General features: G+C 65.5%; 19 protein-coding genes. 12 read left to right on the top strand and 7 right to left on the bottom strand.

Annotated features, from left to right (window positions below; translation table 11 throughout):
* Positions 1 to 101: 101 nt before the first annotated feature.
* Positions 102 to 476, bottom strand: a complete 375-nt coding sequence (locus VL52_RS14560; protein ID WP_046157685.1) for a hypothetical protein — start codon at positions 474 to 476, stop codon at positions 102 to 104.
* 203 nt (positions 477 to 679) lie between these two features.
* Between VL52_RS14560 and VL52_RS14555 the strand changes: the two genes are divergently transcribed.
* Positions 680 to 967, top strand: coding sequence for a hypothetical protein (locus VL52_RS14555; RefSeq protein WP_160298947.1), 288 nt, complete (start codon positions 680 to 682; stop codon positions 965 to 967).
* Positions 968 to 971: 4 nt separating this feature from the next.
* On the opposite strand, the gene VL52_RS14550 is transcribed toward VL52_RS14555, so the two are convergent.
* Complete coding sequence (locus VL52_RS14550; RefSeq protein WP_046157683.1) at positions 972 to 1853, bottom strand: LysR family transcriptional regulator; 882 nt, start codon at positions 1851 to 1853, stop codon at positions 972 to 974.
* A gap of 89 nt (positions 1854 to 1942) precedes the next feature.
* Here VL52_RS14550 and VL52_RS14545 point away from each other — a divergent pair, with 89 nt between their 5' ends.
* The 10 genes from VL52_RS14545 to VL52_RS14500 all read left to right on the top strand — a co-directional run bounded on the left by VL52_RS14545 (position 1943) and on the right by VL52_RS14500 (position 15351).
* A complete protein-coding gene (locus VL52_RS14545; RefSeq protein WP_046157682.1) occupies positions 1943 to 2392 on the top strand; it encodes a multidrug/biocide efflux PACE transporter in 450 nt (149 codons plus the stop codon).
* 3 nt (positions 2393 to 2395) lie between these two features.
* Positions 2396 to 2728: an SMR family transporter gene (locus tag VL52_RS14540; RefSeq protein ID WP_021474862.1), complete on the top strand. Its 333-nt coding sequence runs from the start codon at positions 2396 to 2398 to the stop codon at positions 2726 to 2728.
* A gap of 372 nt (positions 2729 to 3100) precedes the next feature.
* Positions 3101 to 3856, top strand: coding sequence for a cellulose biosynthesis protein BcsQ (gene bcsQ, locus VL52_RS23390; RefSeq protein ID WP_052729310.1), 756 nt, complete (start codon positions 3101 to 3103; stop codon positions 3854 to 3856).
* Positions 3853 to 6444 (top strand): UDP-forming cellulose synthase catalytic subunit, encoded by a 2592-nt coding sequence (gene bcsA, locus VL52_RS14530; RefSeq protein WP_144410266.1) that lies wholly within the window; start codon positions 3853 to 3855, stop codon positions 6442 to 6444. The genes bcsQ and bcsA overlap by 4 nt, the downstream gene beginning before the upstream one ends.
* Positions 6445 to 6446: 2 nt before the next feature.
* A complete protein-coding gene (gene bcsB / locus VL52_RS14525; protein ID WP_052729309.1) occupies positions 6447 to 8702 on the top strand; it encodes a cellulose biosynthesis cyclic di-GMP-binding regulatory protein BcsB in 2256 nt (751 codons plus the stop codon).
* A gap of 1 nt (position 8703) precedes the next feature.
* On the top strand, positions 8704 to 9831 hold the full coding sequence (gene bcsZ / locus VL52_RS14520; RefSeq protein ID WP_144410265.1) for a cellulose synthase complex periplasmic endoglucanase BcsZ: 1128 nt from the start codon (positions 8704 to 8706) through the stop codon (positions 9829 to 9831).
* Positions 9816 to 13583: a cellulose synthase subunit BcsC-related outer membrane protein gene (locus tag VL52_RS14515; RefSeq protein ID WP_046157681.1), complete on the top strand. Its 3768-nt coding sequence runs from the start codon at positions 9816 to 9818 to the stop codon at positions 13581 to 13583. Before bcsZ ends, VL52_RS14515 begins: the two co-directional genes overlap by 16 nt.
* A 10-nt stretch (positions 13584 to 13593) precedes the next feature.
* Positions 13594 to 13986: a tetratricopeptide repeat protein gene (locus VL52_RS14510; protein WP_046157680.1), complete on the top strand. Its 393-nt coding sequence runs from the start codon at positions 13594 to 13596 to the stop codon at positions 13984 to 13986.
* A gap of 136 nt (positions 13987 to 14122) precedes the next feature.
* Entirely contained in the window at positions 14123 to 14524 is a 402-nt protein-coding gene (locus VL52_RS14505) for a CesT family type III secretion system chaperone (RefSeq protein ID WP_046157679.1), read from the top strand.
* A gap of 23 nt (positions 14525 to 14547) precedes the next feature.
* On the top strand, positions 14548 to 15351 hold the full coding sequence (locus VL52_RS14500; RefSeq protein WP_052729308.1) for a hypothetical protein: 804 nt from the start codon (positions 14548 to 14550) through the stop codon (positions 15349 to 15351).
* Positions 15352 to 15372: 21 nt separating this feature from the next.
* On the opposite strand, the gene bcsG is transcribed toward VL52_RS14500, so the two are convergent.
* From bcsG to VL52_RS14475, 5 genes are all read right to left on the bottom strand, one after another.
* Positions 15373 to 16986, bottom strand: coding sequence for a cellulose biosynthesis protein BcsG (gene bcsG / locus VL52_RS14495; protein ID WP_046157678.1), 1614 nt, complete (start codon positions 16984 to 16986; stop codon positions 15373 to 15375).
* A gap of 6 nt (positions 16987 to 16992) precedes the next feature.
* Positions 16993 to 17208 carry a hypothetical protein gene (locus VL52_RS14490; protein ID WP_046157677.1) on the bottom strand — a complete coding sequence of 72 codons (216 nt, stop codon included), beginning with the start codon at positions 17206 to 17208 and terminating at the stop codon, positions 16993 to 16995.
* 10 nt (positions 17209 to 17218) lie between these two features.
* Positions 17219 to 18832 (bottom strand): cellulose biosynthesis protein BcsE, encoded by a 1614-nt coding sequence (gene bcsE, locus VL52_RS14485; RefSeq protein WP_160298946.1) that lies wholly within the window; start codon positions 18830 to 18832, stop codon positions 17219 to 17221.
* A gap of 98 nt (positions 18833 to 18930) precedes the next feature.
* Positions 18931 to 20004: a type 1 periplasmic-binding domain-containing protein gene (locus VL52_RS14480; protein ID WP_144410263.1), complete on the bottom strand. Its 1074-nt coding sequence runs from the start codon at positions 20002 to 20004 to the stop codon at positions 18931 to 18933.
* 124 nt (positions 20005 to 20128) lie between these two features.
* Positions 20129 to 22045, bottom strand: a complete 1917-nt coding sequence (locus tag VL52_RS14475; RefSeq protein ID WP_046157674.1) for an amidohydrolase — start codon at positions 22043 to 22045, stop codon at positions 20129 to 20131.
* A 205-nt stretch (positions 22046 to 22250) separates the two neighbouring features.
* Here VL52_RS14475 and VL52_RS14470 point away from each other — a divergent pair, with 205 nt between their 5' ends.
* Positions 22251 to 25070 (top strand): valine--tRNA ligase, encoded by a 2820-nt coding sequence (locus tag VL52_RS14470; RefSeq protein ID WP_046157673.1) that lies wholly within the window; start codon positions 22251 to 22253, stop codon positions 25068 to 25070.
* The last annotated feature ends 17 nt before the right edge of the window (positions 25071 to 25087 follow it).

The raw sequence follows: 25087 nt of genomic DNA, 5'->3' as shown, positions 1-25087 counted from the left end.
ACTGGGTGCGATTCCGCAGGGCTGGAGCCCAGCGCTGGCGCCGGCGTAGCGCGGAAGAGGCAATGCAGGACAAGCCGGCCCGAGGGGCCGGCTTTTTTGCGTCAGCTGTCGGCGAAGTCCATGGTCATGCTCCATGGCGTCTGCTGGCTGATGGAGTAGGCGATCTTGGCTTCGCCGCCGCCATCGGTCACGTCCAGCAGGCCGCTGTCTTCGTCCTGGCCTATGGTCAGCTGGTAGAAACCGTCGCCGCCGTAATCGTAGTCCGGGCCGTCGGCGAAGATCACGCCCATCATGTAGGCGTTGCCGGGGCCGCTCCAGTCCACGCTGATCCGGGCCGCGCGGTCCGGTTGCAGCGCAAAGCCGCGCCGCAGCGGCTTGTCGTCCAGCAATAGTTCCTGATCGTCCCAGTTTGGATCGCTGTCGATGTATATGGCGCGGCTGGAATGGTTTTTCACCGTCACGACGGATGAGCTCATCTGTTTTCTCCTTGCGGGAAGAGTCGCGTTATTTGGCGGATTGGCGCTTGCTAGAATAGGCGGAATGTGGAAGAGAGCTGGTCTGCGCCACTCTTTCGGACAGGCATTGCCGACGGTGGCCATGAGATAGTGGCGAGTCATTTCATTGATGGCCCGCCAAGAGCGGGATAAGACAAAAGGGGAAGAACGTGACGAGATGGATGATGATGGCCGGCGTCGCCTTGATGGGGTCATGCATGGCGCAGGCGGCGGAGACGCCTGTCTTGCCGGATGGCGCTTTTGGATTCGACTGGTATGGCGCTACCCCTTGCCGAAAGATAGGCAAGGCGGATTTGCGGCGATTTCAAACCTGCGAGAATGGCGGCAGCGGTTTTGGCCATGTGCAGCCGTTGTTGACCTGTCGCCATGGCAAGAACGACGAATGGGTGATTTACGCCAACAAGGCGCAATGCCGGGAGGAACACGAGACGATGGAGGCCAACGCGCCGTGATCCTCTAGTCCGTCTTGGACCATTTCTCTCCGCCGGCCAATTGCCGCAGCAGCCACCCCGCCGCCGCGCCAAGCGGGCGGTGGGCGGCCCATACCAGATCCACCGGCATCCGTTTGGGCCAGCCGGCCACATCAAGCTGCTTCAGTTCGCCTCCGCCAAAGCTTCTCACCAGCCAGCACGGCAGCTCGGCCCAGCCCACGCCCAGGCGCGCCATGTCCAGCAGCATCAGATAGCTGGGCGCGTACCATTGCCGTTGGCCGGTGCGCGCGGGGCTTTTGTCGTTGTAGGTGTTGAGCCGCAACTGGCGGTGCAGGGCCAGTTGCTGTTCGTCGACGCGGTCCATTTCCACCAGCGGATGCCGGTATGCGGCGTACAGGGCCAGCTCGCTGGCCTCGCGCTGGCGCTGATGGCGGATATCCGGCGGGTAACCGTCCAGCGCGCCGACCAGGCCAAGCTGGGCGCGGCCGGACAAAATCAGGTCGAGCACGTCTTCCTGTTCCCCGGCCAGGCACTCCAATTCCAGCAAGGGGTAGCGCTCTTCCAGCCGGCAGGCGACGTTTTCCAGCGTTTCGGACTGAAAAGTGTCGGACAGCACGATGGTGAGCCGGCTTTCCACGCCGGCGCTCAACTGCTCCGCCTGCCGCTGCATGTCTTGGCTGGCGGTCATGACTTGGCGCGCTTGCGGCAGCAGCAGCCGGCCGGCCGGGGTCAACGTGGGCGTCCGGGTGCCGCGGTCGAACAGGGGGTTGCCCAGGTCGATTTCCAGGTTGGCGATGGCCTCGCTGACGGTGGATTGGCTTTTGCCCAGCCGTCTGGCCGCGGCGGAGAAGGAGCCGAGATCGGCGGCGTAGACGAAGGCGGATAGGGCGTCAATGGAAAGAGTCATATCGGTTTAACCGATTAATGGTATTTTTATAGTATCCGTAAACCCAATCATAATGCCAAGCATTGAATTTCAGCATTAGGGAGAAGTCAATGCAAACGACAAACAAGAAACTGGGCGAGCGGGTGCTGCACGCCGTGCTGTACGAGGCTTGCGCGATGGCCTTGCTGGTGCCGCTGGCGGCGCTGGTCATGCAGAAAGACATGCTGCACATGGGAGCCTTGGCGTTGATGATGTCGACGGCGGCCATGTCGTGGAATATGGTTTTCAACGCGCTGTTCGAGCGCGTCGAGCGCCGTTTCCAGTGGCGCCGGACCGCAGGCGTGCGCTGTCTGCACGCGCTGGGCTTCGAGGGCGGACTGGTGGTGTTGCTGGTGCCGCTGGCGGCCTGGTGGCTGAACAGCAGCTACTGGCAGGCTTTCCTGCTGGACCTGGGCTTCTTTGTCTTTTTCCTGCCCTATACCTATGCGTTCAACTGGCTGTACGACCATCTGCGCGAGCGCCTCGTCGCCCGCCGGAATCTGTCGGCCGCTATGGAGTGATTGATGAAAGTCTGGCTGTTCCTGATGGGGGCCATCCTGTCCGAGGTGGTGGCCACCTCCGCCTTGAAGGCCTCCGATGGCTTTACCCGGCTGTGGCCGTCCGTGCTGACCGCAGGCGGCTATATGCTGGCGTTCTATCTGTTGTCGCAAACCCTGCGCCATATTCCGGTGGGCGTCGCCTACGCGCTGTGGTCCGGCATAGGCATCGTGCTGGTATCGCTGATCGCCTGGCTGCTGTATGGCCAGAAGCTGGACCTGGCCGCGGTGGCGGGAATGGGGCTGATCATCGCCGGCGTGGCGGTGATCAATCTGTTCTCGAAAGCGTCCGCGCATTGAGCGGCGCGGGCAAGCCTGCCAGGCGCTCGCCAGGCTGGACTTGCCCGCTCACCAGGGTTGTCTTGGCAAGATATCCATGAGAGTCCATGCGCGGCATTTGTCCGCGCTGCGCATGGATGATGGCCATTCCCGATTTCTTCCGTCCGTGGCCAGCAGTCCATGTGGCTGTCGCCCAATTCGCCTGTTCATGGCGGGCGCTTGCTCCGCCGCAGCAATGAGCCGCCTAGCTCTAAAACTCATCCATACTGTATTCATCGATATATTTCCGTTTTCTCATTTTTCCGCGCCGCCAGGGTTGTCATCACCAGGAGCATGGCCAGGGTGTCGAGGCGCGTGAAATAGCCGACGGTACGGTTGGGGGCGGGGCGAAGCATGGCGATTTTGGCGGTATGCGGCGTGAAGGGCGGCTGCGGCGCGACGACAGTTGCCGCGTCGCTGTCCCTGTTGTGGCAGCGGCAGCAAAGGCCGGTGCTGGCGATGGACCTGTGCCAGCAGAACATGCTGCGTCTGCATTTCGGCATGGCCCGGGAGGAAAGCGATGGCTGGCGCGGCCGGCTGGATGCGGGCGCCGACTGGATGCGCGCCGCCTGGGAGGTCGGCAATCATCACCTGATGCTGGTGCCGCATGGCCGGGTGGGGCTGGATAGCGGCCAGGCCGGGCCCGAGGACCACTGGCTGCGCGAGGAGTTGGCGCTGCTGGAGAAGCGGGCCGGGCAGCGCACCGTGCTGGATTTGCCGGCGATAGGCGTGGCCGAACGGCGGCAGGGCTTGAACGCCGCCAGCCACGCGCTGGTGGCGCTGTCGGCCGAGCCCGCCGTCTGCGCGCTGCTGGAGATGACGGAGGCGGAGCTGGAGGCCAGCGGCTTGCGGCCGGAGCGCGTCTTGTTCGTCATCAATCAATTCAATCCGCTGCGGCGGCTGGACAACGATGCCGAGGCGATGTTGCGCGAAGCGCTGGGCCCGCGGCTGGCGCCATTGCCCATTCATCGCGACGAGGCGGTGAGGGAAGCCTTCGCCAGCCAGCAGCCCCTGTTCGATTACGCGCCGGAAAGCCAGGCCGCCGACGATTTGCGCCAATTGGCGGCCTGGCTGTCGGTGCGCTTGGATGCCGGGGGGCATGCTTCATGAAACTGTCGGCGGCGGGCTGGCTGGAGTGGGGCGCGCGGCTGCGTTTGCTGCATCCGGCCGATGCGCCGCGCTTCGCCTTGCTGCTGCTGTCCTTGTTCATCGTCACGCCTTCCCGGGGCTGGGCCGCCTGGAGCGGCAGGGCGCGGCAGTATTTTCCCCAGGTTGATTTCTCCCGGCCCCGGCCGGGCGATCCGGTGCGGATCTTGTTGCAGCTGGTTTGGCTGGCGCTGATCAAGCCCAGGGCCGCGCAGCGTGGTGGGCGGGGGGCGTCTTTGCCTTACTGGCTTGAACTCAGCCACCGTGCGCTGGCTGCGGTGGCCGACTGGCGGCGCCGCGTCGGGGTCTGGCTGGAGGAGCGCTTTCCGCGGGCGTTCGATCCCGCCCGGTTGCGCGTCTCGGTGGAGGGCGTCGCCGAGCATCCCTGGTGGCGGAACGCCGCCATCCGCGCGGCTTGCTATCTGGCGGCGGCCTTGCTGGGCGCGCTGCTGGTGACCACGCCGTTCGACGAGTATTCGCAAGCGGTGTTCACCGTGGTGCTGTTGCTGCTGGCCTTGTGGGTGCGTCGCATTCCCGGCCCGGTGCCCACCTTGATTCTGATGGTGTTTTCCATCGCGGTTTCCACCCGCTACATCTGGTGGCGCGCGACGTCCACCATCAATGACGACAGCTGGCCCAACCTGATCGCCGGGCTGATTTTGCTGAGCGCCGAGCTGTATGCCTGGCTGGTGCTGTTGCTGGGCTTTTTCCAGTCGTCCTGGATGCTCGAGCGCGAGGTGGTGCCGCTGCCTGCCGATGCCGCGCTCTGGCCCAGCGTGGACGTGTTCATCCCCATTTACAACGAGCCGCTGCGGGTGCTGAAGCCCACCGTGTTCGCGGCGATGAGCATGGACTGGCCGCCCGGCAAGCTGCGGGTGCACATTCTGGATGACGGCACGCGCGACGAGATACGCGAATTCGCCAAACAGGCTGGCGTCGGCTACATCGTCCGCCGCGAACACAAGCACGCCAAGGCCGGCAATATCAATCATGCGCTGGGGGTCACCGACGCCAGCTTCGTCGCCATCTTCGATTGCGACCATATTCCTACTCGCTCTTTTTTGCACAACACGATGGGCGGCTTTCTCAAGGACGACAAGCTGGCGCTGGTGCAGACGCCGCACCATTTTTTCTCCGATGATCCGTTCGAGCGCAATCTGGATACCCGCGGCGAGGTGCCCAATGAGGGAGAGTTGTTCTACGGACGAGTGCAGGACGGCAACGATTTGTGGAACGCGTCCTTTTTCTGCGGCTCATGCGCGGTGCTGCGGCGCGAAGCGCTGTTGTCGGTGGGCGGCATCGCAGTGGAAACCGTCACCGAGGACGCGCACACCTCGTTGAAAATGCATCGGCGCGGCTATCGCTCGGCCTATATCAATATGGTGCAGGCGGCGGGGCTGGCCACGGAAAGCCTGTCCGCCCATGTCGGCCAGCGCATCCGCTGGGCGCGGGGCATGGCGCAGATTTTTCGCAGCGACAATCCGTTGCTTGGCAGGGGGCTGACGCTGGGGCAGCGCTTTTGCTACCTCAACGCCATGATGCACTTCCTGTACGGCATACCGCGGCTGGTGTTCCTCACCGCGCCCTTGGCTTTCCTGTTGTTTCACGCCTATACCATCTACGCGCCGGCATTGGGGCTGGTGTTGTATGTGGTGCCGCACATGGTGTTTTCGGTGATGTCCAATTCGCGGATGCACGGCGAATTCCGCCGTTCGTTCTGGGGCGAGGTCTACGAGACGGTGCTGGCCTGGTACATCACGCTGCCCACAACCGTGGCGCTGTTGTTTCCCGGCCTGGGCAAGTTCAACGTCACCGCCAAGGGCGGGGTGGTGGAAGAGGACCATGTCGACTGGAGCATCACCAAGCCTTACCTGGTGTTGTTGGCGCTGAATCTGCTGGGCGTGGGGTTCGGCGTCTATCGGGCCTGGACCGGTCCCGCCGACGAGGTCGGCACCGTGGTGGTGAACCTGTGCTGGGTGGCTTACAACACGCTGCTGCTCGGCGTGGCGCTGGCGGTGGCGCGCGAATTGCGCCAGGTGCGGGTGTCGCACCGGGTGCAAAGCCGGCTGCCGGTGTCGCTGCATCTGCCGGATGGCAAGGTCTATCCCTGCCATACCCTGGATTACTCCGAGGGCGGCATGGCGCTGGCGCTGCCGGAAGGTTTGCATTTGAGGCTGAAGCAGAACGCCGGTTTGACAGTGTCGATGCGATGCGGCGGCCGCAGTTACGCGCTGCCTTGCCGGCTGGTGTTTTCCAAGGATGGCCGTTTGAGCGTGCGCTTCGTCGGCCTGAGCCTGGAAGACGAGATGGCGCTGGTGCAATGCACGTTCGGCCGCCCCGATGCCTGGCAGCGAACCGCCGAGCGCGAGCATGAGGGCACGCCCTTGGGCGGCGCCTGGGACATCTGGCGCATGGGCGGCCGCAGCCTGTGGCAGTTGCTGCTGCAGGCGGCTTTGCCGCTCACCGTCCGCAGCGGCCGCTGGATGGGCTTTTGGAGCTGGCTGGGCAGCTTGCTGCCGCGGCAGCCGCATATCTATCGGGATAGCAAATGACCATGCGCATACCGAGAAAACCTCTGTCGATATTCCTGACCGGGCTGTTGCTGGCGGCGCAGACGACGCCGCTCAAAGCCGAGGGAAAAATCTCCGCGTCCGAGCCGGCCGCATCGGCGGCGCTGGTTTCCACCCGCACGCTCAGCTTCAAGCAGATGGGCGCCGGCTACCCGCTGAAAATGCGCGGCGACAACAGCCTGGCGGGCGTAGGCTTCGGCAGCCGCGGCGATGAAGTGATCACCGGCCTGACGCTGCGTCTGCGCTACACCTTTTCGCCGGCGATGCTGGCCGATCTATCGCATGTGCAGGTGCTGCTCAACGACGAGGTGGTGTCGGTGCTGGCCTTGCCGAAAGAGCAGGGCGGCAAGCCGCAGCAGCTGACCCTGCCGCTGGACCCGCGGCTGCTGGCCAATTTCAACCAGCTGAAATTCCGCTTGATCGGCCATTACACCAATCGCTGCGAGGACGAAACCCACAGCAGCCTGTGGGCGGAAATCAGCAATGCCAGCGAATTGCAGCTGATAGTGCAGGCGCTGCCCTTCGCCAACGATCTCGGCTATTTTCCCGAGCCTTTCTTCGACAGGCGCGACTTTTCGCCGCTGAAGCTGCCGTTCGCCTTCGCCGCGCGCCCCTCGACAACCGCGCTGCAGGCCGCGGGCGAGCTGGCGTCGTGGTTCGGCGCCCAGGCTGGGTGGCGCGGCGTGCGCTATACCGCCGCGTTCAACAGCTTGCCGGCGGCGCAGCACGCCATCGTTTACGCAACCAACGCCCAGAGGCCGGACTTCCTGGCCAAGCTGCCGCCGGTATCTGCGCCCACCATCAGCATCATGCCGCATCCGGAGCGGCCGGAACGCAAGCTGCTGTTGATCCTGGGGCGAGACGACAAGGACCTGCAGCTGGCCACCGACGCGCTGGTGCTGGGCCAGGCCGGGATGAGCGGCGCCCAGGTGACGGTGCGCGGAATGAAGCTGGACGCGCCGCGCCAACCGTACGACGCGCCAAACTGGGTGCGGCCGGACCGGCCCACCAAACTGGGCGAGCTGGTGGACAATCCGCGCGATCTGCAGGCCACGGGCCAGCAGCCGGCGCCGATACGCGTGTCCTTCCGCGTGCCGGGGGATCTGTTCACCTGGGGCAGCCGCGGCATTCCGCTGGATCTGAAGTTCCGTTACACCGGCCAGCAGCAATCCGCGGGATCCCGCTTGAACATCGGGATCAATGAGTTGTTCGTGCAAAGCCTGAACCTCAACGCCAGCGGACTGGGCAGCACCCAGACCAGCCTGCGCCTGCCGGTGCTGGATAACGGCCTGCTCAGCAATATCGACCGCATCCTGCTGCCGCCGTTCCGCGTCGGCAGCCGCAACGAGATGCAGTTCCAGTACGTGTTCGCGGCGGAAAAACAGGGCGAGTGCGCCAACAACCTGGCGGATGGCAACCGCGCGGCGATCGATCCGGACTCCACCATCGATTTCAGCGCCTATCCGCATTACGCGGCGCTGCCGAATCTGGGCTTGTTCGCCGCGTCAGGCTATCCGTTCACCCGCATGGCCGATTTGTCGGACACCGCGGTGGTGCTGCCCAGGCGGCCGGCGCAGCAGGACATCGGCGCTTTTCTCAATGTGATGGGCAATATGGGGCAATCCACCGGCTATCCGGCGCTGCGTTACCGGCTGGTGGACGAGGGGAGGCTGGACAGCGTCAAAAACAAGGATCTGCTGGTGGTCGGCAACGCCCGAGATCTGGAGCTGCTCAAGGTCTGGCGCGACAAGCTGCCCACCACTCTGGAGGGGAGCGAGCGCAAAGTGGCGGAAGGGAAGGGCAACGCCTTGTCCCAGGAGCCGGCGCTTGGCTTGTCGGGCGGCGGCCGCGTCAGCGGCCAGGCTGACTTTTCCGCCAAGGGAAGATTAGGGGCGATACTGGGCCTGGAGTCGCCGCTGGCCAGCGGCCGCAGCGTGGTGATCGTCACCGGCAGCGAGCCGGACGCGATGAGCGCCGCCACCGGCGCGCTGTCGGACGACGGCAAGGTGGCGCAGATGGCTGGCAGCGCGGTGCTGATTCGCGGCGACAACATCGACAGCCAGCAATTGGGGCCGGTGTATTACGTCGGCAGCCTGCCGCTGTGGACCTGGGTCTGGCTGTTCCTGTCGGCCCATCCGGTGTTGCTGGCGGCGCTGTCCGCGCTGGCGGTGCTGATCTTCTCCTTCGCCATCCTGCGCCTGTTCAAGGCGCTGGCGGCGCGCCGCCTGAAGGAGTCTTGAGGTGGGCGCGCGGCTGCGGGCGTGTCTGGCGGCGCTGGGCGCGCTGATTGTCATCTCGGCCCAGGCGGCGCCGTGCGACGGCTGGCCGGCCTGGCAGGACTTCCGCCGGCACTTCGTTTCCGACGGCGGCCGGGTGCTGGACCGCAGCGCCGACGGCCAACCCACCACCTCCGAAGGACAGAGCTACGCCTTGTTCTTCGCGCTGGCGGCCAACGACCGGCCGGCATTCGACAAGCTGCTGCAGTGGACGCGGGACAATCTGGCCGGCGGCGACCTCAGCGCCAGACTGCCTGCCTGGCAATGGGGCAAGCGGCCCGACGGCCAATGGGGCGTGATGGACGACAACAGCGCGTCCGATTCCGATCTGTGGATCGCCTACAGCCTGCTGGAGGCCGGCCGGCTGTGGCGCGAGCCGCGCTATACCGCGCTGGGCAAGCTGCTGGCCCTGCGCATCCTGCGCGAGGAGACGGCAGACTTGCCCGGCCTGGGGCCGACCCTGCTGCCGGGCCGCGAAGGCTTCCGCAAGCCGGGGCTGACGCGGCTCAATCCCAGTTATCTGCCGCCGCAGCTGGTGGCGCGGATGGCGCACGCCTTGCCCGGCTCCGGCTGGAGCGCGTTGCGCGGCACTTCCCAGCGCATGTTGCTGGAAAGCGCGCCGGCCGGCTTCGCGCCGGATTGGATCGCTTACCGCAACGGCTTCGTCGCCGACGACGCCAGCAAGGCGTCAGGCAGCTACAACGCCATCCGCGTCTATTTGTGGGCCGGCATGCTGGCCCCGGACGCGCCGGGGCGCGCCGCCTTGCTGGCCAGGCTCAAGCCGATGGCGGCGCTGGTGGCCAAGACCGGACTGCCGCCGGAAATGGTGGATACCCGCAACGGCAAGGCCCAGGGCTCGGGGCCGATAGGGTTTTCCATGGCGCTGTTGCCTTTCCTGCAGGCGCAAGGCGACCAGGCGGCCCTGCAGACGCAGCAGTTGCGCGCCGAGGCCGTGCCGCTGTCCGAGCGGCCCGATGCCTACTACGACCACGTATTGGCCTTGTTCGGCCAGGGATGGCAGCAGGCGCGCTATCGGTTCAAGGCGGGCGGCGAAGTCGCGCCGGCCTGGGAGGGAGCATGCGCGCCATCCTGAGCGCCTTGCTGGCGCTGGGACTGAGCGGGGCCCTGCACGCCGCGCCCGCGGCGGTGGACCCGGTCCAGGCGCTGTTGGAGCAGGCCAGGTTGTGGCAATCGCTGGGGAGGCCGCTGGAGGCGCAACAGGCATTGGACAAATTGCAGCGCATCCATGCCGCCAAGCCGGAAGACAAGGCGGAAGCCCTGACTTTGCAGGCGCTGGTGCAAGTGCAGCAGCGCCAGGACCAGCAGGCGCAGAAGACGCTGGCGCAATTGCGCAAGCTGTATCCCGGCTATGCCGGCATCGCCCGCGTCGAGCAGCTGCGCCGGGTGATGGGGCCGGACCGCAACAAGCTGCTGACCGCGCGCTCCTTGTTCAACAGCGGCAAGTACGAGCAGGCTTACGCCGCCTTCAATGAGCTCTACCAAGGGCCGCCTCCGGCCGGCGCGCTGGAGCTGGAGTACTGGCAATTGGTGGCCCGCTTGCCGAATGGAGGCTGGGCGCGCAGCCAGGCCGCGCTGAAGAAATTGATCCAGCAAAGCCCGTCCAATCATAGAAACCGGCTAGCGCTGATCGGCATTCAGTTGCTGCGTCCGCCGCTTCCGCCGCAGGCCTTTGCCGAGCTGAAGGCGTTGAGCCAGTTCGCAGACAGCCGAAACGAGGCGCTGAGCCTGTGGCGCAGGGCATTGCAGCAAGCTGACATGCCGCAGGATGCCTACCTGGCTTATCTGCGGGCGGCGCCGGACGACGAGCAGATCCGCTCCCGGCTGGATGCATTGCAGGAAGGCCGGCGCAAGCAGCGCGAGTTGCTGGCGGATCCGGCCTATCGGGCCTTGTTGGCGGCGGACAAGCAATTGGACGCCAACCAGCTGGCAGCCGCGGAGAAGAGCCTGCAGCTGGCGGCCGGCCGCTACGGTAATCAGCCGCAGTACCTGAAGAGCCTGGGCCGGCTGCGCGAGAAGCAGGGCCGCGTCGCGGACGCGCAATTGGCGGAAACGCTGGCGCAGGCCCGGGCCGCGATCCAGGCCGGACAATGGCAGACGGCGCGCGCCTTGTTGGATCAGGCGGGCAAGTCGCAGCCGGCCAGCGTCGATGTGCTGCTGGCCGACGCGGAATGGCAGGCGGGACAAAAGCGCGCCGATCAGGCGCGGCGGCTTTACCGCCAGGCGCTGGACAGGAAGCCGGACAGCGGGCAGGCGTTGGCCGGCCTGTTGCGCGGCTATCTGGACGCCGGCCAGTACGCCGAGGCCGATCAGATGCTGCGGGCCTTGCCGCAGAGGCAACAGCGCGCGCTGGGCGCATCGTATCTGTCCGCCCGCGCCGAAGTGGAACGCGAGCTGGGCGACCGCTTGCTGGTCCAGGGGCAATTGCCGCAGGCGCTGCGGCATTTGCAGCGCGCGGTGGATTTGCAGCCGCAGAACGTCTGGAACCGCTTCGCCCTGGCCAATGCCTGGCTGGCTGCTGAGGACGCGGATAAAGGCGGAGCCGTTCTGAGCCAACTGGCGGACGCGCCGGCAGCCAGCCCGGAAAGCCTGTACGCCTACGCCTTGTTCCAGGCCAAGCGGGATGAAAACCGCGCGGCGCTGGCCACTTTGCAGCGGGTTCCCCAGCCGGCGCGCAGCGAGGGCATGGCGGAGCTGCAGCGCCGCGTCTGGCTGCGCGAAACCATGCGTCTGGCCGACGCCCGGCTGGCCTTGGGCCGCGCGGCAGAGGCGCGGCGCGGCCTGCAGGATGCGGAGCGCCGGATGCGGGGGGACCCGGAGCGGCTCTCCGAGCTGGCGCAGGCCTGGCTGCGGGCGGGCGACGCCGGCCATGCCCGCCAGTTGCTGATGTCGCAGTATCTGGAGCAGCCATCCACCGACAACGAACTGGCCTACGCCGACCTGTTGCTGGACCTGGGCGACGCCGCGGCGGCCGAGCCGCTGCTGGCTGCGGCGTCCCAAACCCGGCAGGACATGAGCGAGGGGCAGCGGCAAAAGCTGGCCGAATTGCAGGCCACGCTGGCGACGGCCCAGGCCGACCAGGCGCGGCAGGCCGGCGACGATGCCGGCGCGCAGGCCATCCTCAGCCAGGCTTTGGCGAACGCGCCGCAAGACGCGCGCTTGCAGCGCCGGCTGGCCGACTACGATATGGAGGCCGGGCGCTGGGACGCCGCCCGCGAGCGTTTGCGCCAGGTGTTGAGCGGGAATCCGGACGATGACGAGGCCCAATTGCAATTGGTGGATGTGTACATCAAGACCGGCAACCGCGTATCGGCCGGGCAGGGCATAGACCAGCTGCTGCGCGACAAGCCCGGGCGCAGCCTGGACTTCCGCTTGCGGGTCATGACCCGTTTGGGCGATGTCGGCGATACCGCCAGGCTGGATCGCGAGATATCCAGTTTGCTGGCGCAGAACGTCAAAAGCCCTGGTCTGATGGGACAGGCGGCGCGGCGCGCGCGGCAGAAAGACCAGCCGGAACAGGCGCTGGCGTGGTATCGCGCCGGTTTCGCGCCGGCTTCGGCCATGGCGACCGTTGGCGATGCCGGCCAGCGGCAGCCGCTGCGGCCGGTTCCGGCCGAGCCGGCGCAACAGGAAAGCCTGCATGAGGAGTACGCCGAGCTGCTGGACGCGCGCAGCGTCAAGATCTGGCAGGGCCTGGATCTGACCTACCGCAGCGCCGAAAACGGCACGCCGGGCCAGTCGCAGATGACGATGTGGCAGGCGCCGCTGCTGGTGGAGCTGCCGGCCCCGCGCGAGGGCAAATATTTTCTGCGCGCCGACGCGGCCAGCATTCGCGCCGGCTCCCTGGATAACAGCGCGGGCAATGATTACGCCTTGCAGCGCTTCGGCTCCGTCGCCGCGTGCGCCGCGCTTGCCGGCAACAGCGTTCAGAGCTGCGCGGGGCGGTTCGGCGCGCAAAGCGCGCAAGGCGTGGACTTGGGCCTGGGCTACCAGAACGATCAGTGGCGGCTGGACATCGGCAGCACGCCGCAAAACTTCCCGGTGTCCAATGTGATAGGCGGCATCCGCTACTCGGACAGCGTTTCCATCCTCAACTACAAACTGGAAGCCTCCCGCCGTCCGGTGACCAGCTCATTGCTCAGCTACGCCGGCGTGCGCGACGCCTATACCGGCCAGACTTGGGGCGGCGTGGTGGCCTCCGGCGTCGGCGGCAGCCTGGGCTACGACAAGGGCGGACGCTTCGGCGCGTGGTCCAATTTCGCCTACCAGCAACTGACCGGCGAGAACGTTGCCGACAATCGCAAGGTTACTGTCATGGGCGGCGTCTACTGGCGTTTGCTGAAAGAGCCGACCCGGCAACTGACGCTGGGCGTGAACAGCATCAATTTCTGGTTCCAGAAGAACCTGGGCGAATTCACTTTCGGCCAGGGCGGCTATTACAGCCCGCAGCGCTACAACTCGCTGTCCATCCCGCTAGGCTACGCGGCGCGCAACGAGCGCTGGAGCTGGACGGGGCGGGCCTCGGTTTCCGTGTCCAGCGCGCGCGAGGCGGCGGAGCCGTTTTATCCCACCCGGCCGGATCTGCAGGCGCAGGCCGGCAATCCCTATGTCAGCGCGAGTTCCGGCCCAGGCTGGGGGGTATCGCTGAGCGGGGCGTTCGAATACCAGATGACGCCGCGGCTGGCGCTGGGCGGCATGCTGGAATACCAGCATTCGCAGTACTACCAGCCGGGCCGGGCGCTGTTATACCTGCGCTACCAGCCCGACGGCGCGTCGTTGACGCTGCCGTTCCCGGTGGAGCCGCTGCAGCCGTATTCGAGTTTCTGAGGAGGGTGGCGTGAGTCTCAAATCGATTGCGCTTGGCCTGGCCGCCGCCATGCTGCTGCAGGCTGGGATGGCGTTGGCGGACTCGCCGGAGCTGGAGGCGGCGTGCGGCTGGTATTGGCTGCATCCATACCAGCCGGAGGCGATCAACCGGCTGGCGCTGCAATTGCTCAAGGCCGGCGACGCCGACAGCGCCGCCGTGCTGCTGGAGCGCGCGGCGCGCATCGCGCCGGATCGCCAGGATATTCGGGCCAATTTGCTGCGCTTGAAGTCAGGTTCGCGCCGGGTGGCGGATGCGCCCTGGCAGGAGGACGGCAGGGTGGTGAACGCCGTGCCGAACGCCGCGGCACCCGCTAGCCAGGACGAACTGCCGGCTCCCTGGCCGCTGCCCCCGTCCCATCCCTGATCGCTTCTTTGGCGGCATCATCCCGCTCGTTTGGGCCTGGCCCGGCGGCGTCGGCGCGTGAGCGGATTTTGAAAGCCATTCCCTAGAGCCTGGTCTAGCATGCTGTTTCAGTCAAATCCGCTAGAGGAGATTGCTCATGGATGATCTGTTTCTCGATGCGCTGCTGACTGAACTGGGCGAGCGCATTGGTCTGGGCGGGCTGGCTTTCGACGCGCAGGGACACTGCGATTTGTTGCTGGATGGGATGGCTCCGATTGTGTTGCGCAAGGACGCAGACAATGGTCGGCTAGTCATGATAGGGCACATCGACAGCGAGCTTCCGTTGCTTCTGGCGCCGGAGCAGCTTTCCACCATGCTGGAAATGGCGTTGAATCCACTGCTGGGCCAAGAGCCGGGGATAGGCTGGAGCCAGGAATTGGGGCTGGTGGCTTACCAGTCACTGGCCGCCGGAGCCTTGTCCGCAGACAGGATGGAGGATTGCTTGGCCGGCATGGTGCTGTGTCGGGAAAAGATCATGCGGCAATTGCTAAGCCGCTGACGGTTTGCTGGGAAAGGGCGGAGATGATCAATTTCAACAGCGCTTCGTCTCCTCGGTTGGCCGATGCCAATGTAGTGAGCGAGGTGGTCAGTCACGGCGGCTTCTCGGTGGCGGGACGCGGGTTTACGGTAAGCGTGGCGACGGGGCATGGGCAGGTGAGGCCGCAGGAAGGGGCGGTCGGCCGTTTTTTTGAGGGAGCGCGGCGGTTCTGCGCCACGGGGTCCTGCGCTTCGCAGACGCGCGCGTTGAACGACGTACTGTTTCCCAAACCTGCAGAAGTGCTTGCCAAAAGCCTGCCGGTGTTGAACCGGCTAGGGGGATACGCCTGCACTGATGCCGGTACATTCGTTCGGCCGAACAGTTCTGCATATGGCCAAGTCATGTCAAGGCTTGGCGACTTCTATCGGGATGACGACCGCATGCTGGCCAATCGCCAGGCGGAGTCGAGCGTCACTCACGCCGAGCGTTTCGGTCTGGACCGCGCCAGGCTGGACAAGGTGGCCGAATTGGTGGACAAGGCTCAGGCGGGCTGTTGCTCCACGCTGGCCTATGCAGGCGCGGCGGAATTGCTCAAACATGCGGGAGGCGGCCGCGTCGAGGTAGTCTCCCATCATGGCGGACACAACACCACGCATTGTTTCATCATTGTCGGCAGGGCCGATCCCAGCGATCTTGCCCAGATCGGAAGCTGGGGGGCTGATGCCATTGTGGTCGATCCCTGGGCGGCTACGATTGGAGGTCGATTGTCAGGCCTGCCATTGAGTCCGCCTATCGGCAATCTGTGGCCGCCGACCCAGTCTTTGTTCGACAGCCTCCGGCAAGTGTGACGCGGCCCTCCTGCGATGGGATTATTGCACCGGATATTCGGTCCAACTGCCGCCGTCCTGTTGCAGCAGGAAGCGTTTGCCGCTTTGCATCACGATGGAGCTGGCGCTTTCCGACACATAGGGCGTGGCGGGGAGGTCGCGGCCGAAGTCGGCAGGTTGGTAGTCGGCGCCGAAGGGGCTCTTGTTCATCATCCGCGACAGGATGGCGGAGAGCGCCAGGTAGCTGCTGGGCTGGTCTATCCGCATCTGGCTAGGATGGCCCTGGCCGCCGATCACCTTGATCGCCGCCGGCACGATGGTGATGCGCGGGGTGGGAATCTCGCGCAGGCCGCTGAACTGTTGCTTGTCGCCGCGCAAGGCCGCGCCGTGTTCCGGCACCATCACCAGGATCAGCTTGCGACGGCTTTTTTCCAGCTGGTCGATGAACTGGCCCAGGTCGGCGAACAGCCGGTTGGCGCGGTACTTGTAGCTGTCCATGGTATTCAGCCCCGGCGCGGCGGGAATGGTGTTGCCGTCATGCAGACTGATGGTGTTGTAGTAGGCCGCCACATGGGCGCTGCTGTCTTGCTGGCGCAGCTCCAGCCAGCGGTTGAGCACCGCGTAATCGCTATAGATCGGGCTGCTGTCGAAAGAGCGCAGGCCGACCGGCAGGCCCTGCTGCGACATCAGCGGCTGGTTCAGCCGGCCATCGGCGCGGATTTGCTTCAGAAAGTCGTCGAAGCTGCCGTCATGGTTCAGCGCCAGCTCGGTTTTGAAGCCCAGCGCAGCCAGATCCTGGAACAGGTAGCAATTGCCGGGGGCGCTCTGGTACAGCTCGCTGTGCTTGGGTTGGCCGCAACTGGCGCGCAGCACGCGCAGCGCGGCCGGGCCGCTGTACGGCGTGACGGAGTTGAAGTTGCTGAACAGGAAGTCGAAGCGCGCCAGCAAGGGGTGCTGGTCCATGCCGACCGCGCGCAGGTCGTCCCAGGCCAGCGAGCAGATATGCAGCAGCAGCACGTCGAAGCCGGGGTCGGCCAGCGGCCCCTGGAATTTCACGATGCGTTGGCCTTCGCTTTTGAAGAAGGCCGCCAGTTGCTGGTCCGGCGTCTGGGGCGCGGCTTGCGCGCCGGCGGCCAGCGCGGCGGGGTCGCTGTCCGCGGCAGCGCTGGCCGGCGCTTGCGGCCGGTCCTGCCACAGCTGGCGTCCGCTCAGGCCCAGCAGCGCGATCACCACGAGCGTCCCCAGGCGCAGATAGCGCGACAGCAGCCAGTAGCCGCATAACAGGATCACCGCGCCGGTCAGCAGCGGCAGCGACAATACCCGGCCGGCCAGATCCAGCAGGTAATGCAGGCTGAAACCCTTGAGCGTGGACAGCTGCTGCAGCGCGATTTCCGGCGATGGCAGCCAGCTGTCGTGGTAAAGCAGGGCCGCGCCTGCGATCCAGGCCAGCGCGGCGCGGACGCGCAGCCAAATCCTGCCGGAGACCGGCATCAGCAGCAGCAGCGCGAAGGCCAGGTTGGGCGCGGGGTGGAGATTGAGCGTGCCCTGCCAGGTTAGCAGCAGCTTGGCGATGAAATAGACGCTCCAGGCGCCCAGCCCCAGCGACGGGGCGGCTTGGGGAGCGGGAGCGCTGGCGGCGGAGTGGCTGGGCTTCATATCGGTTTAGGGCTCGGCGCGGCGGCTTCGGCCCAGCGGCGCGTCGTCCCGCCGCCTCAGCTTTTGCAGATAGGGATGGGGCTGGAAATGGGGCAGCCGGCGCAGCAGCAGGCTGCGGAGCCAGGGCAGCAGCCGGGCGCGCAGCTGGTAGCCGGCGATGCCGGCGGCCAGCGCGGTCAGCAGCACCATGAACTGCAACTGGCTCAGTTCGGGGTTGAACATGGGCTTTCCTTTACTGGCCGCTGTGGCGGCGCAACGGCGCGCGCTGCAGGACGGGCGCGGCATAGGCGTGCCGGCTCTCGCGCAGGTGCGGCTCATCGGACAACTGGTGGCTCAGGTCCGGCAATTGGTCGAAGCCTGGCTGCCGGGCGAGTTGCGACAGCGCCAGCAGGATGCTGTCGCTGTCGGCGCTGCGGACTTCCGACTGGGCCACTTCGCCTATCGGCATGCGGAACAGATTGCCCAGCGCGGCGTCGGCGTCGCTTTCGCGGCAGGCGAACAAAAACAGATAGGCGTGGCCGCGGTCGGCGGTGCACAGATCGCCGGCGCGCTGGAAACGGCCCAGCGCCAGCAGCTCGGCCGGCGTGGCGCCCAGCGCGGGCTGCAACTGGATCAGCATATTGCTGACATCGATGGCGCGGCTGCGCTGCACGGCGTTCTCCACCATCTCGACAAAGCGCGCGGGCGGCAGGTAGCCGCGGTCGGCCTCCGGATGGCTGGCGGCGTGCAAGGCCTCCGCCTCCACGCCGCCGCCTTGGTAGACGGCTTGGCGCAGCGAGTGGATGATGCCGGCCAGGCTGGCGAAGCGCAGTTCCGCCGGCAACACGGCGTTGGCCCCCAGCCGCAACAGCAATTGTTCCTCGTTCTGGCGCAGCCGGCGGTTGCCCACTTCGCGCACCATGATCTTCAGCAGTTTGCCGTTTTGCCGCCGCAGTTGCGCGACAGCCTGGCCCAGCGTTTCTTTCTTGGCGCTGGCGGTATCCAGCAGAACAGTGGCTGCCACCGCGTCGCGGGCCGCTTCCAGCAAGCGGGGCAAGTCGTCGAATGCCCGCCACTGCGGGGTTGGCGGCGCATGGCCGCTGAGGGCGGCGCTGGTGGCGAGCACCTGCAAGGCGTCAGTGGCGAGGCGGGCGGCATGCTCCGCGCCGCCGTCGGCGGACCCGTCGCGGTCGCCGATTTCCGTTTGCGCGCTCAGCGTATGGCGCTGGCTCATTTCCAGCACGCGCAGCCTGGCGGTTTCTCTGTGAGGCGCGCCAAGCCAATGCGAGATCTGCCAGCTGTAGAGTCCGTTGCCCAGCTGCGCGGCGTAAGCCATGCCGGCGCAGTCGCGGCCCAATTGGCTCAAGGTCGCCAGCGCGGCGGCGTCCAGCCGGGAGCTGTCCAGCAGCAATAGCAGCGCATGGCCGTGGCGGGCCGCCCAGTCGCCGCAGGCCTGCAACGCCCGGCGCGCCGAAGCGGGTTGCTGCAGCGGCAGATAGTCTTCGGCATGGTCCAGCGCCACGGTCATGCCGCCGGCGGGCGGCTGCAGGGTTTTGCGGCAGCGCGCCAGTTCGTCCAGGCAGGCGCTTGTCAAATGGAGCGACGGCTTGCGCAGCCGGCGCGGCGACAACAGTTGCAGATTGCCGGCGTGAATGCGGCGGTCGAGCCAGACGGTGTCTTGCTGCGGAGCGGGTTGCTGCCTGCTGACGCAGAGCAGGGGCTGGCTGCCGGTGGCGGGAAGATTGGAGAATAGCAGCGCCTGGGCCAGTCCGGAATCGGGCGAGGCGACCAGGTAAAGCGCGCCGCAATTCAGGGCGGCGGTGGAGGGCGGGAGGCCCTCTATGCCCAGGCTTTGGGATATGTCCATTGCGGTGTTCTGTTCCCGGATCATTTAACAGTATCAGCCGAATGCCGCGCAATCAAACCCGCTGAGCTTGGGCGGCGGAGTGAGATATGCGCCGGGAATCAGGGCTTTTTGAACCAGATGCCCAGGTAGGCTTGACGGTAGCTCTGGTTGTCCTCGATATCGCCATCGCGGCCATGGCTCAGCAGCCGCTCCTGCGTGACCAGTATCGGTTTGCTGACGAAGCCGCTGGGCGGCTGGCGGGCGAAGCCGCGGTTCAGCTCGTCGGCCATTTGCCAGCCTTGCTGGTTGCACGGTTCGGCCACGGTGGCTTTTTGCTGCGAAATGCCCTCGCGGATGCGGTTCATCGCCGAATTGGAGCCGTCGCCGGCTGATATGTTGACGATGTCTGCCCGCCCGGCCTGGTGCAGCGGGAAGTTGATGTTGTCGTAGTAGAGGTCGTTGATGGCGAGGGTGTGCGTCCACGCCTTGCCGTATTGCCGCGCCAGCTCCGGCACCAGCTTGGGAATGATCTGCGCGGTCTGGCTCAGATCCACGTCGCGCACGGCCAGCACCTTGCAGCGTTTGCAGCGCTCCAGCGCCGTCTTCATCGCCTGGGCCTTGCGCATGGCGATGGAAAAGTGGGAATCGGTGAAGATGACGGCGCCCATCGGCCCCGCGCTGCTGCCTATCGCGTAGTCCACCGCGGCTTGCGCGACGGCCAGCGGATCGGTGGTGATGTTGGCGAACAACTCGGCGTTGGGGCCGGGAGCGCTGCCGGCGTGCCAACCCACCGCGATCTTGCCCATCTGCTTGAGCATGGTCAGCTCCAGATGGTAGCCGGCGCTGTCGGCGCCGATCAGCGCCACTCCGGCGATGTCCTTGGCCGTGGCCTGCAGCAGCAGTTGTTCGCGCACCGCGTCGTTGCTGCTTTTGGCGTCGGCCACTTTCACTTGCCAATGCAGATAGCTGGCGGCGTTCAGGAAGCTGCGGGTGGTCTTGGAAATGCCGCCGTTGCGCAGCTCGTAGGCGATCAAGAGCACGTGGCGGCCGGTCTGGGCCGGCGGCCCTGAGGCCGGGGCGACGGCGTCCGGCAAGGCGGCGTCCGGCAAGGCGGCGTTCGCCGAGCAGGCCGGCCAGGCTGTTGTTAGAGCCAGGATGAGACACCGGGTGGCGCGGACAAGCGGTGTGGCCATGAGGACTCCGGCAAGGCGCGGGGCGGCGAGGAGGCGGCTCCATGCTCAAATATAGCAAGCGGCCTGTCCGTTGCCGGACAGGCCGCCGCGTTGCGTCCGGCACGCGCCGGACTTTGGAGTTTGCTTAGTGAGTATCGGGGTTGGCGTATACCTTGGCGCCGCCGCGCCAGGTTTCATGGACGTTGATGTGGCGCAAATCGGTCACGCTGTCATCCAGGGGATCCTTGCCCAGGATGACCAGATCCGCCAGCTTGCCCGGCTCAAGCGAGCCCACCAGATGGTCCATGTGGCACTGCCAGGCCGCATCCAGCGTCACGGCGTCCATCGCATGCCGATGGCTGAGGCATTCCTCGGCGTTCAGCACCGGCTTTACCTCCTGTTGAGCGCCTTCCATCTTGCGGTAGATTGCTTGCTCCGCCATCCGCAGCGATCCCAGCGGTGAGACGAAATGATCCGAATGCAGGCTGATGCGCATGCCGGCGGCGCGGGCCGACTCGCAGCGGTCCAGCAGCTCCGAGCGGGTTTCGCCCAGGATTTGGGTCAGGAAGGCGTCTCCCCAATAGCCGACGTGGCCGATCAGAAAGCTGGGCGACAAGCCCATCCTGGCCATGCGGCTCAGAGAGGTGTCGGTGAGCAACGACGCATGTTCCACCCGCAGGCGGAGGCTGCGCGCGTCGGCGCGGGTGGCGCGGATCGCCTCCTGGTAACTGTCCAGCACCAACTCCATCGCCTGTTCGCCATTCGAGTGAACCAGCACCGGCCAGCCGCGTCCCAGCGCCAGTTGCAGGTAGCTGGAAAGAGCGTCCGGCAACCGTTTTGCGTTTTCCGGGCTGGGATCTGCGGGGACATTGAAGTTGAACAGGCCGATGGGCGATACATCCGGCACCGGATGCTGCCTCGCATTCTTATAAGGGCGGTACTGGAAGCCGGTTAGGCCCTGGTTGGAGCCGTCCGCCACCAGTTTCAGCGCCTTGATGCTGAAATTGCCGTCGGTTTGGCTGTTCAGGTCGGGTTGGTAGTCCTTCATCCATTGCAGCATTTGCGGCAGCTCATTGGAGTACAGCGCGCCGGCGATGCGTACCGGCGACAGGCCGAGATTGGCGATCTGCCTGAGCAGCTCGATCTCCACTTTCTTCAAGGACGAACCCAGGCCGGCGTCGAACAGTGTGGTGTTGCCCCTGGCGGCGGCGTCATGCAGCACGCCCAGCAGATTGCGCAACAGGTCTTTTGCCAACAGCCGTTTGGGAATCTTGCCCATGATCTGGGCAATGTTGGCTTCCGTGAGCACGCCCTTGCAGTCCTGGATTTGCTCCGGCGTGAGTCCGGCTTCCTTCATCGCCGCGGTGTTGGCGTAGCCGATGTGACCTGATGCGTTGAGCAGGAAGACGGCGACGTTGTCGTCAGGCGGCGCCAGCTCGTCCAGCTTGAGAGAGTCGATGTCGGTCCACTCCCGCATCAGCGAAGGATCTATGCCGAAGCCGAGCACCCAGTTGGACGAAGCGCCGGGTTGTTTGGCGCTCTTAATAGCTGGCCCGAGCTTGTCCTTGATCTGCTGGTAGCTGTAGTCCGGGTTCAGCATTTGCGAGTCTTCGCCGTTTTGTCCGGCTGGCGTGACGCCGAAGGCGCTCAGGGAAATCCAGCTTCTGAAAACCGCGCTGGGCGTGATGTGCATATGCGGATCGATCAGGCCCGGCAGCAGGGCGCGGCCATTCAGGTCTATTTCTTTATAGGGACTATGGCCGCTCATCGCCGCGCGCACGCCGTCCAGCTCTCCCATCGCGATGATTCTGCCGCCGGAAATGCCTAGCGCGGCGACTTGATCCGGACCGGACGCAGCCAGCGGGCGGATGGCGCCGCCGTGAAAGATGGCGCTTTCCTGCTTGCTTGAGTGAGGAAACAGCTTGCCCAGTTCGGGAGCCAGCGCTTCCAGCTCCCGCAGCCAATCGTCCTGGGATAGCTGGGGCTGATCCAGCTGCGCCAGCAGCGGCAGGCTGCAACATGCGCAACCCAGATGGTGATCGTGGTGGTGATGTTCGCTCATGGCATGCATCCTTCTTGCGTAGGCCGGCGCCGTTGGCCGGCATCATGGACGGCTTGCGGATAATCGCATGGCATGATGCGGCAGTCCCGCGTCTGGCCGCAATTTGGATAGTTAGGCCGGGAAGTGGGTCTGGGCCGTCTTTGGGCAGCCAAAACCGGGTATAATCGACCCATTTTTTCCATCCAGAAAATCAAGATTCAGCACCATGGAACAACTTGCCAAGAGCTATGAACCGGGCGACCTCGAGCGCCGCTGGTATCAACACTGGGAACAGGCCGGCTACTTCAAGCCGAGCATGGACACCGCCAAGCCGTCCTTCGCCATCCAGCTGCCGCCGCCCAATGTGACCGGCACGTTGCACATGGGCCATGCCTTCAACCAGACCATCATGGACGGTCTGACCCGCTTCTACCGGATGAAGGGCCACAACACCGTATGGGTGCCGGGCACCGACCACGCCGGCATCGCCACCCAGATCGTGGTGGAGCGCCAGCTGGCCGACCAGGGCCTGAACCGCCACGACATGGGCCGCGAAGCGTTCACCAGCAAGATCTGGGAATGGAAGGAAAAATCCGGCGGCACCATCACCAGCCAGATGCGCCGCGTCGGCTGCTCGGTGGATTGGGACCGCGAATACTTCACCATGGACGACGTCCGCGCCGAAGTGGTGACCGAAGTCTTCGTTCGCCTGTACGAGCAAGGCCTGATCTACCGCGGCAAGCGCCTGTCCAACTGGGACGCCAAGCTGGGCACCGCCATCTCCGACCTCGAAGTGGTATCCGAGGAAGAAGACGGCCACATGTGGCACATCAAGTACCCGGTGGTGGGTAGCGATGAATATGTCACCGTCGCCACCACCCGTCCGGAAACCCTGCTGGGCGACGTGGCCGTGGCCATCGCCCCGGACGACGAGCGCTACCTGCACCTGGTGGGCAAGCAGCTTGAGCTGCCGCTCACCGGCCGCACCATCCCGGTGATCGCCGACGAGTACGTCGACAAGGAATTCGGCACCGGCTTCGTCAAGATCACCCCGGCGCACGACTTCAACGACTACGAAGTGGGCAAGCGCCACAACACCCAGCTGATCAATGTGATGAGCCTGGAAGCCAAGATCCTGGCCAAGGCGCAAATCTTCGGTTTCGACGGTGCCGCCCAAGGCACCATCGAGCTGCCGGCCGCCTACGCCGGCCTCACCGCCCAGGAGGCGCGCAAGGCCATGCTGGCCGACCTGCAAGCCCAGGGCCTGCTGCTGGAAACCAAGCCGCACAAGCTGATGGTGCCGCGCGGCGACCGCACCGGCACCGTGATCGAGCCGCTCTTGACCGACCAATGGTTCGTGGCCATGAACAAGGTCGCCGAAGGCGACGCCACCGGCCAATCCATCGCCGCCAAGGCGATCGAGGCCGTGGAATCCGGCGAAGTGCGCTTCGTGCCGGAAAACTGGGTCAACACCTACAACCAGTGGATGAAGAACATCCAGGACTGGTGCATCTCCCGCCAGCTGTGGTGGGGCCACCAGATCCCGGCCTGGTACGACGAAGACGGCAATATCTACGTCGGCCGCACCGAGGAAGAAGCCCAGGCCAAGGCCCCGGGCAAGACGCTGCGCCGCGAGCAGGACGTGCTGGACACCTGGTTCAGCTCCGCCCTGGTGCCGTTCTCCACGCTGGGCTGGCCGGAAGAAACCCCGGACCTGAAAGCCTTCTTGACCTCCAATGTGCTGGTGACCGGCTACGAAATCATCTTCTTCTGGGTAGCCCGGATGATCATGATGACCAAGCACTTCACCGGCAAGGTGCCGTTCAAGGATGTCTACATCCACGGCATGGTGCGCGACCACGAAGGCAAGAAGATGTCCAAGTCCGAGGGCAACGTCATCGACCCGGTGGACCTGATCGACGGCATCGCGCTGGAGCCGCTGGTGGAGAAACGCACCACCGGCCTGCGCCGCCCGGAAAAGGCCCCGGCCATCGCCAAGGCCACCGAGAAGCTGTTCCCGGAAGGCATCCCGGCCTACGGTACTGATGCACTCAGATTCACCATGGCCAGCTACGCCACGCTGGGCCGCTCGGTCAACTTCGACTTCAAGCGCGCCGAAGGTTACCGCAACTTCTGCAACAAGCTGTGGAACGCCACCCGCTTCGTGATGATGAACGTGGACGGCAAGGACTGCGGCCAGGATGAAAGCCTGCCGCTGGAATACAGCTTCGTCGACCAGTGGATCATCGGCCGCCTGCAACAGGCCGAGATCGACGTCACCAACGCGCTGGAAACCTACCGCTTCGACATCGCCGCCCAGGTGATCTACGAATTCATCTGGAACGAGTACTGCGACTGGTACGTGGAACTGGCCAAGGTGCAGATCCAGGGCGGCAACGAAGCCCAGCAGCGCGCCACCCGCCGCACCCTGGTGCGCGTGCTGGAAGTGGCGCTGCGCCTGAACCACCCGCTGATGCCCTTCATCACCGAAGAGCTGTGGCAGACCGTGGCCCCGCTGGCCAATGCCAAGAAGGCGGACTCGCTGATGCTGGCCCCGTGGCCGGTGGCGGACGAATCCAAAATCAGCGCGGCAGCCAACGCCCGCATGGACGCGTTCAAGGAGATGGTCAACGCGGTGCGCAATCTGCGCGGCGAAATGGGAATCGGCCCGGCCGTCAAGGCTCCGCTGTTCATCGAAACCGCCGACGCGTCCATCGCCGACTTCGTGCCTTATCTGAAGCTGCTGGCCCGTCTGACCGAAGGCACGCTGGTGGCCAAGCTGCCGGAAGACGATGCCCCGGTGGCGATGTCCGGCGAAGCGCGCCTGATGCTGAAGGTGGAAGTGGACAAAGCCGCCGAAACCGCGCGCCTGACCAAGGAGCAGGGCAAGGTGGAAGCCGAGCTGGCCAAGCTGACCGCCAAGCTGGAGAAGCCGGGTTATGTGGACAAGGCGCCGGCGCACTTGGTCGAGCGCGACCGGGCGCAGGTGGCGGAGTTTACGGATAAGTTGGAGAAGATTAAGGCGCAGCTTGTGAAGCTGGCTTGATAGCTAAACGTCATTCG

Origin of the sequence: Chromobacterium vaccinii (assembly GCF_000971335.1) — a bacterium.
In the GTDB taxonomy this organism is placed as follows: domain Bacteria; phylum Pseudomonadota; class Gammaproteobacteria; order Burkholderiales; family Chromobacteriaceae; genus Chromobacterium; species Chromobacterium vaccinii.
Note: the sequence above shows the minus strand (reverse complement) of the source record. Positions and strands in the feature narration are given on the sequence as shown.

What these genes read in the sequence shown, in the direction of transcription:
- VL52_RS14560 (WP_046157685.1), bottom strand. Translation starts at nt 476, where the DNA reads ATGAGCTCATCCGTCGTGACGGTGAAAAACCATTCCAGCCGCGCCATA.
- VL52_RS14555 (WP_160298947.1), top strand. Translation starts at nt 680, where the DNA reads ATGATGGCCGGCGTCGCCTTGATGGGGTCATGCATGGCGCAGGCGGCG.
- VL52_RS14550 (WP_046157683.1), bottom strand. Translation starts at nt 1,853, where the DNA reads ATGACTCTTTCCATTGACGCCCTATCCGCCTTCGTCTACGCCGCCGAT.
- VL52_RS14545 (WP_046157682.1), top strand. Translation starts at nt 1,943, where the DNA reads ATGCAAACGACAAACAAGAAACTGGGCGAGCGGGTGCTGCACGCCGTG.
- VL52_RS14540 (WP_021474862.1), top strand. Translation starts at nt 2,396, where the DNA reads ATGAAAGTCTGGCTGTTCCTGATGGGGGCCATCCTGTCCGAGGTGGTG.
- bcsQ (WP_052729310.1), top strand. Translation starts at nt 3,101, where the DNA reads ATGGCGATTTTGGCGGTATGCGGCGTGAAGGGCGGCTGCGGCGCGACG.
- bcsA (WP_144410266.1), top strand. Translation starts at nt 3,853, where the DNA reads ATGAAACTGTCGGCGGCGGGCTGGCTGGAGTGGGGCGCGCGGCTGCGT.
- bcsB (WP_052729309.1), top strand. Translation starts at nt 6,447, where the DNA reads ATGCGCATACCGAGAAAACCTCTGTCGATATTCCTGACCGGGCTGTTG.
- VL52_RS14515 (WP_046157681.1), top strand. Translation starts at nt 9,816, where the DNA reads ATGCGCGCCATCCTGAGCGCCTTGCTGGCGCTGGGACTGAGCGGGGCC.
- VL52_RS14505 (WP_046157679.1), top strand. Translation starts at nt 14,123, where the DNA reads ATGGATGATCTGTTTCTCGATGCGCTGCTGACTGAACTGGGCGAGCGC.
- VL52_RS14500 (WP_052729308.1), top strand. Translation starts at nt 14,548, where the DNA reads ATGATCAATTTCAACAGCGCTTCGTCTCCTCGGTTGGCCGATGCCAAT.
- bcsG (WP_046157678.1), bottom strand. Translation starts at nt 16,986, where the DNA reads ATGAAGCCCAGCCACTCCGCCGCCAGCGCTCCCGCTCCCCAAGCCGCC.
- VL52_RS14490 (WP_046157677.1), bottom strand. Translation starts at nt 17,208, where the DNA reads ATGTTCAACCCCGAACTGAGCCAGTTGCAGTTCATGGTGCTGCTGACC.
- bcsE (WP_160298946.1), bottom strand. Translation starts at nt 18,832, where the DNA reads ATGGACATATCCCAAAGCCTGGGCATAGAGGGCCTCCCGCCCTCCACC.
- VL52_RS14480 (WP_144410263.1), bottom strand. Translation starts at nt 20,004, where the DNA reads ATGGCCACACCGCTTGTCCGCGCCACCCGGTGTCTCATCCTGGCTCTA.
- VL52_RS14475 (WP_046157674.1), bottom strand. Translation starts at nt 22,045, where the DNA reads ATGAGCGAACATCACCACCACGATCACCATCTGGGTTGCGCATGTTGC.
- VL52_RS14470 (WP_046157673.1), top strand. Translation starts at nt 22,251, where the DNA reads ATGGAACAACTTGCCAAGAGCTATGAACCGGGCGACCTCGAGCGCCGC.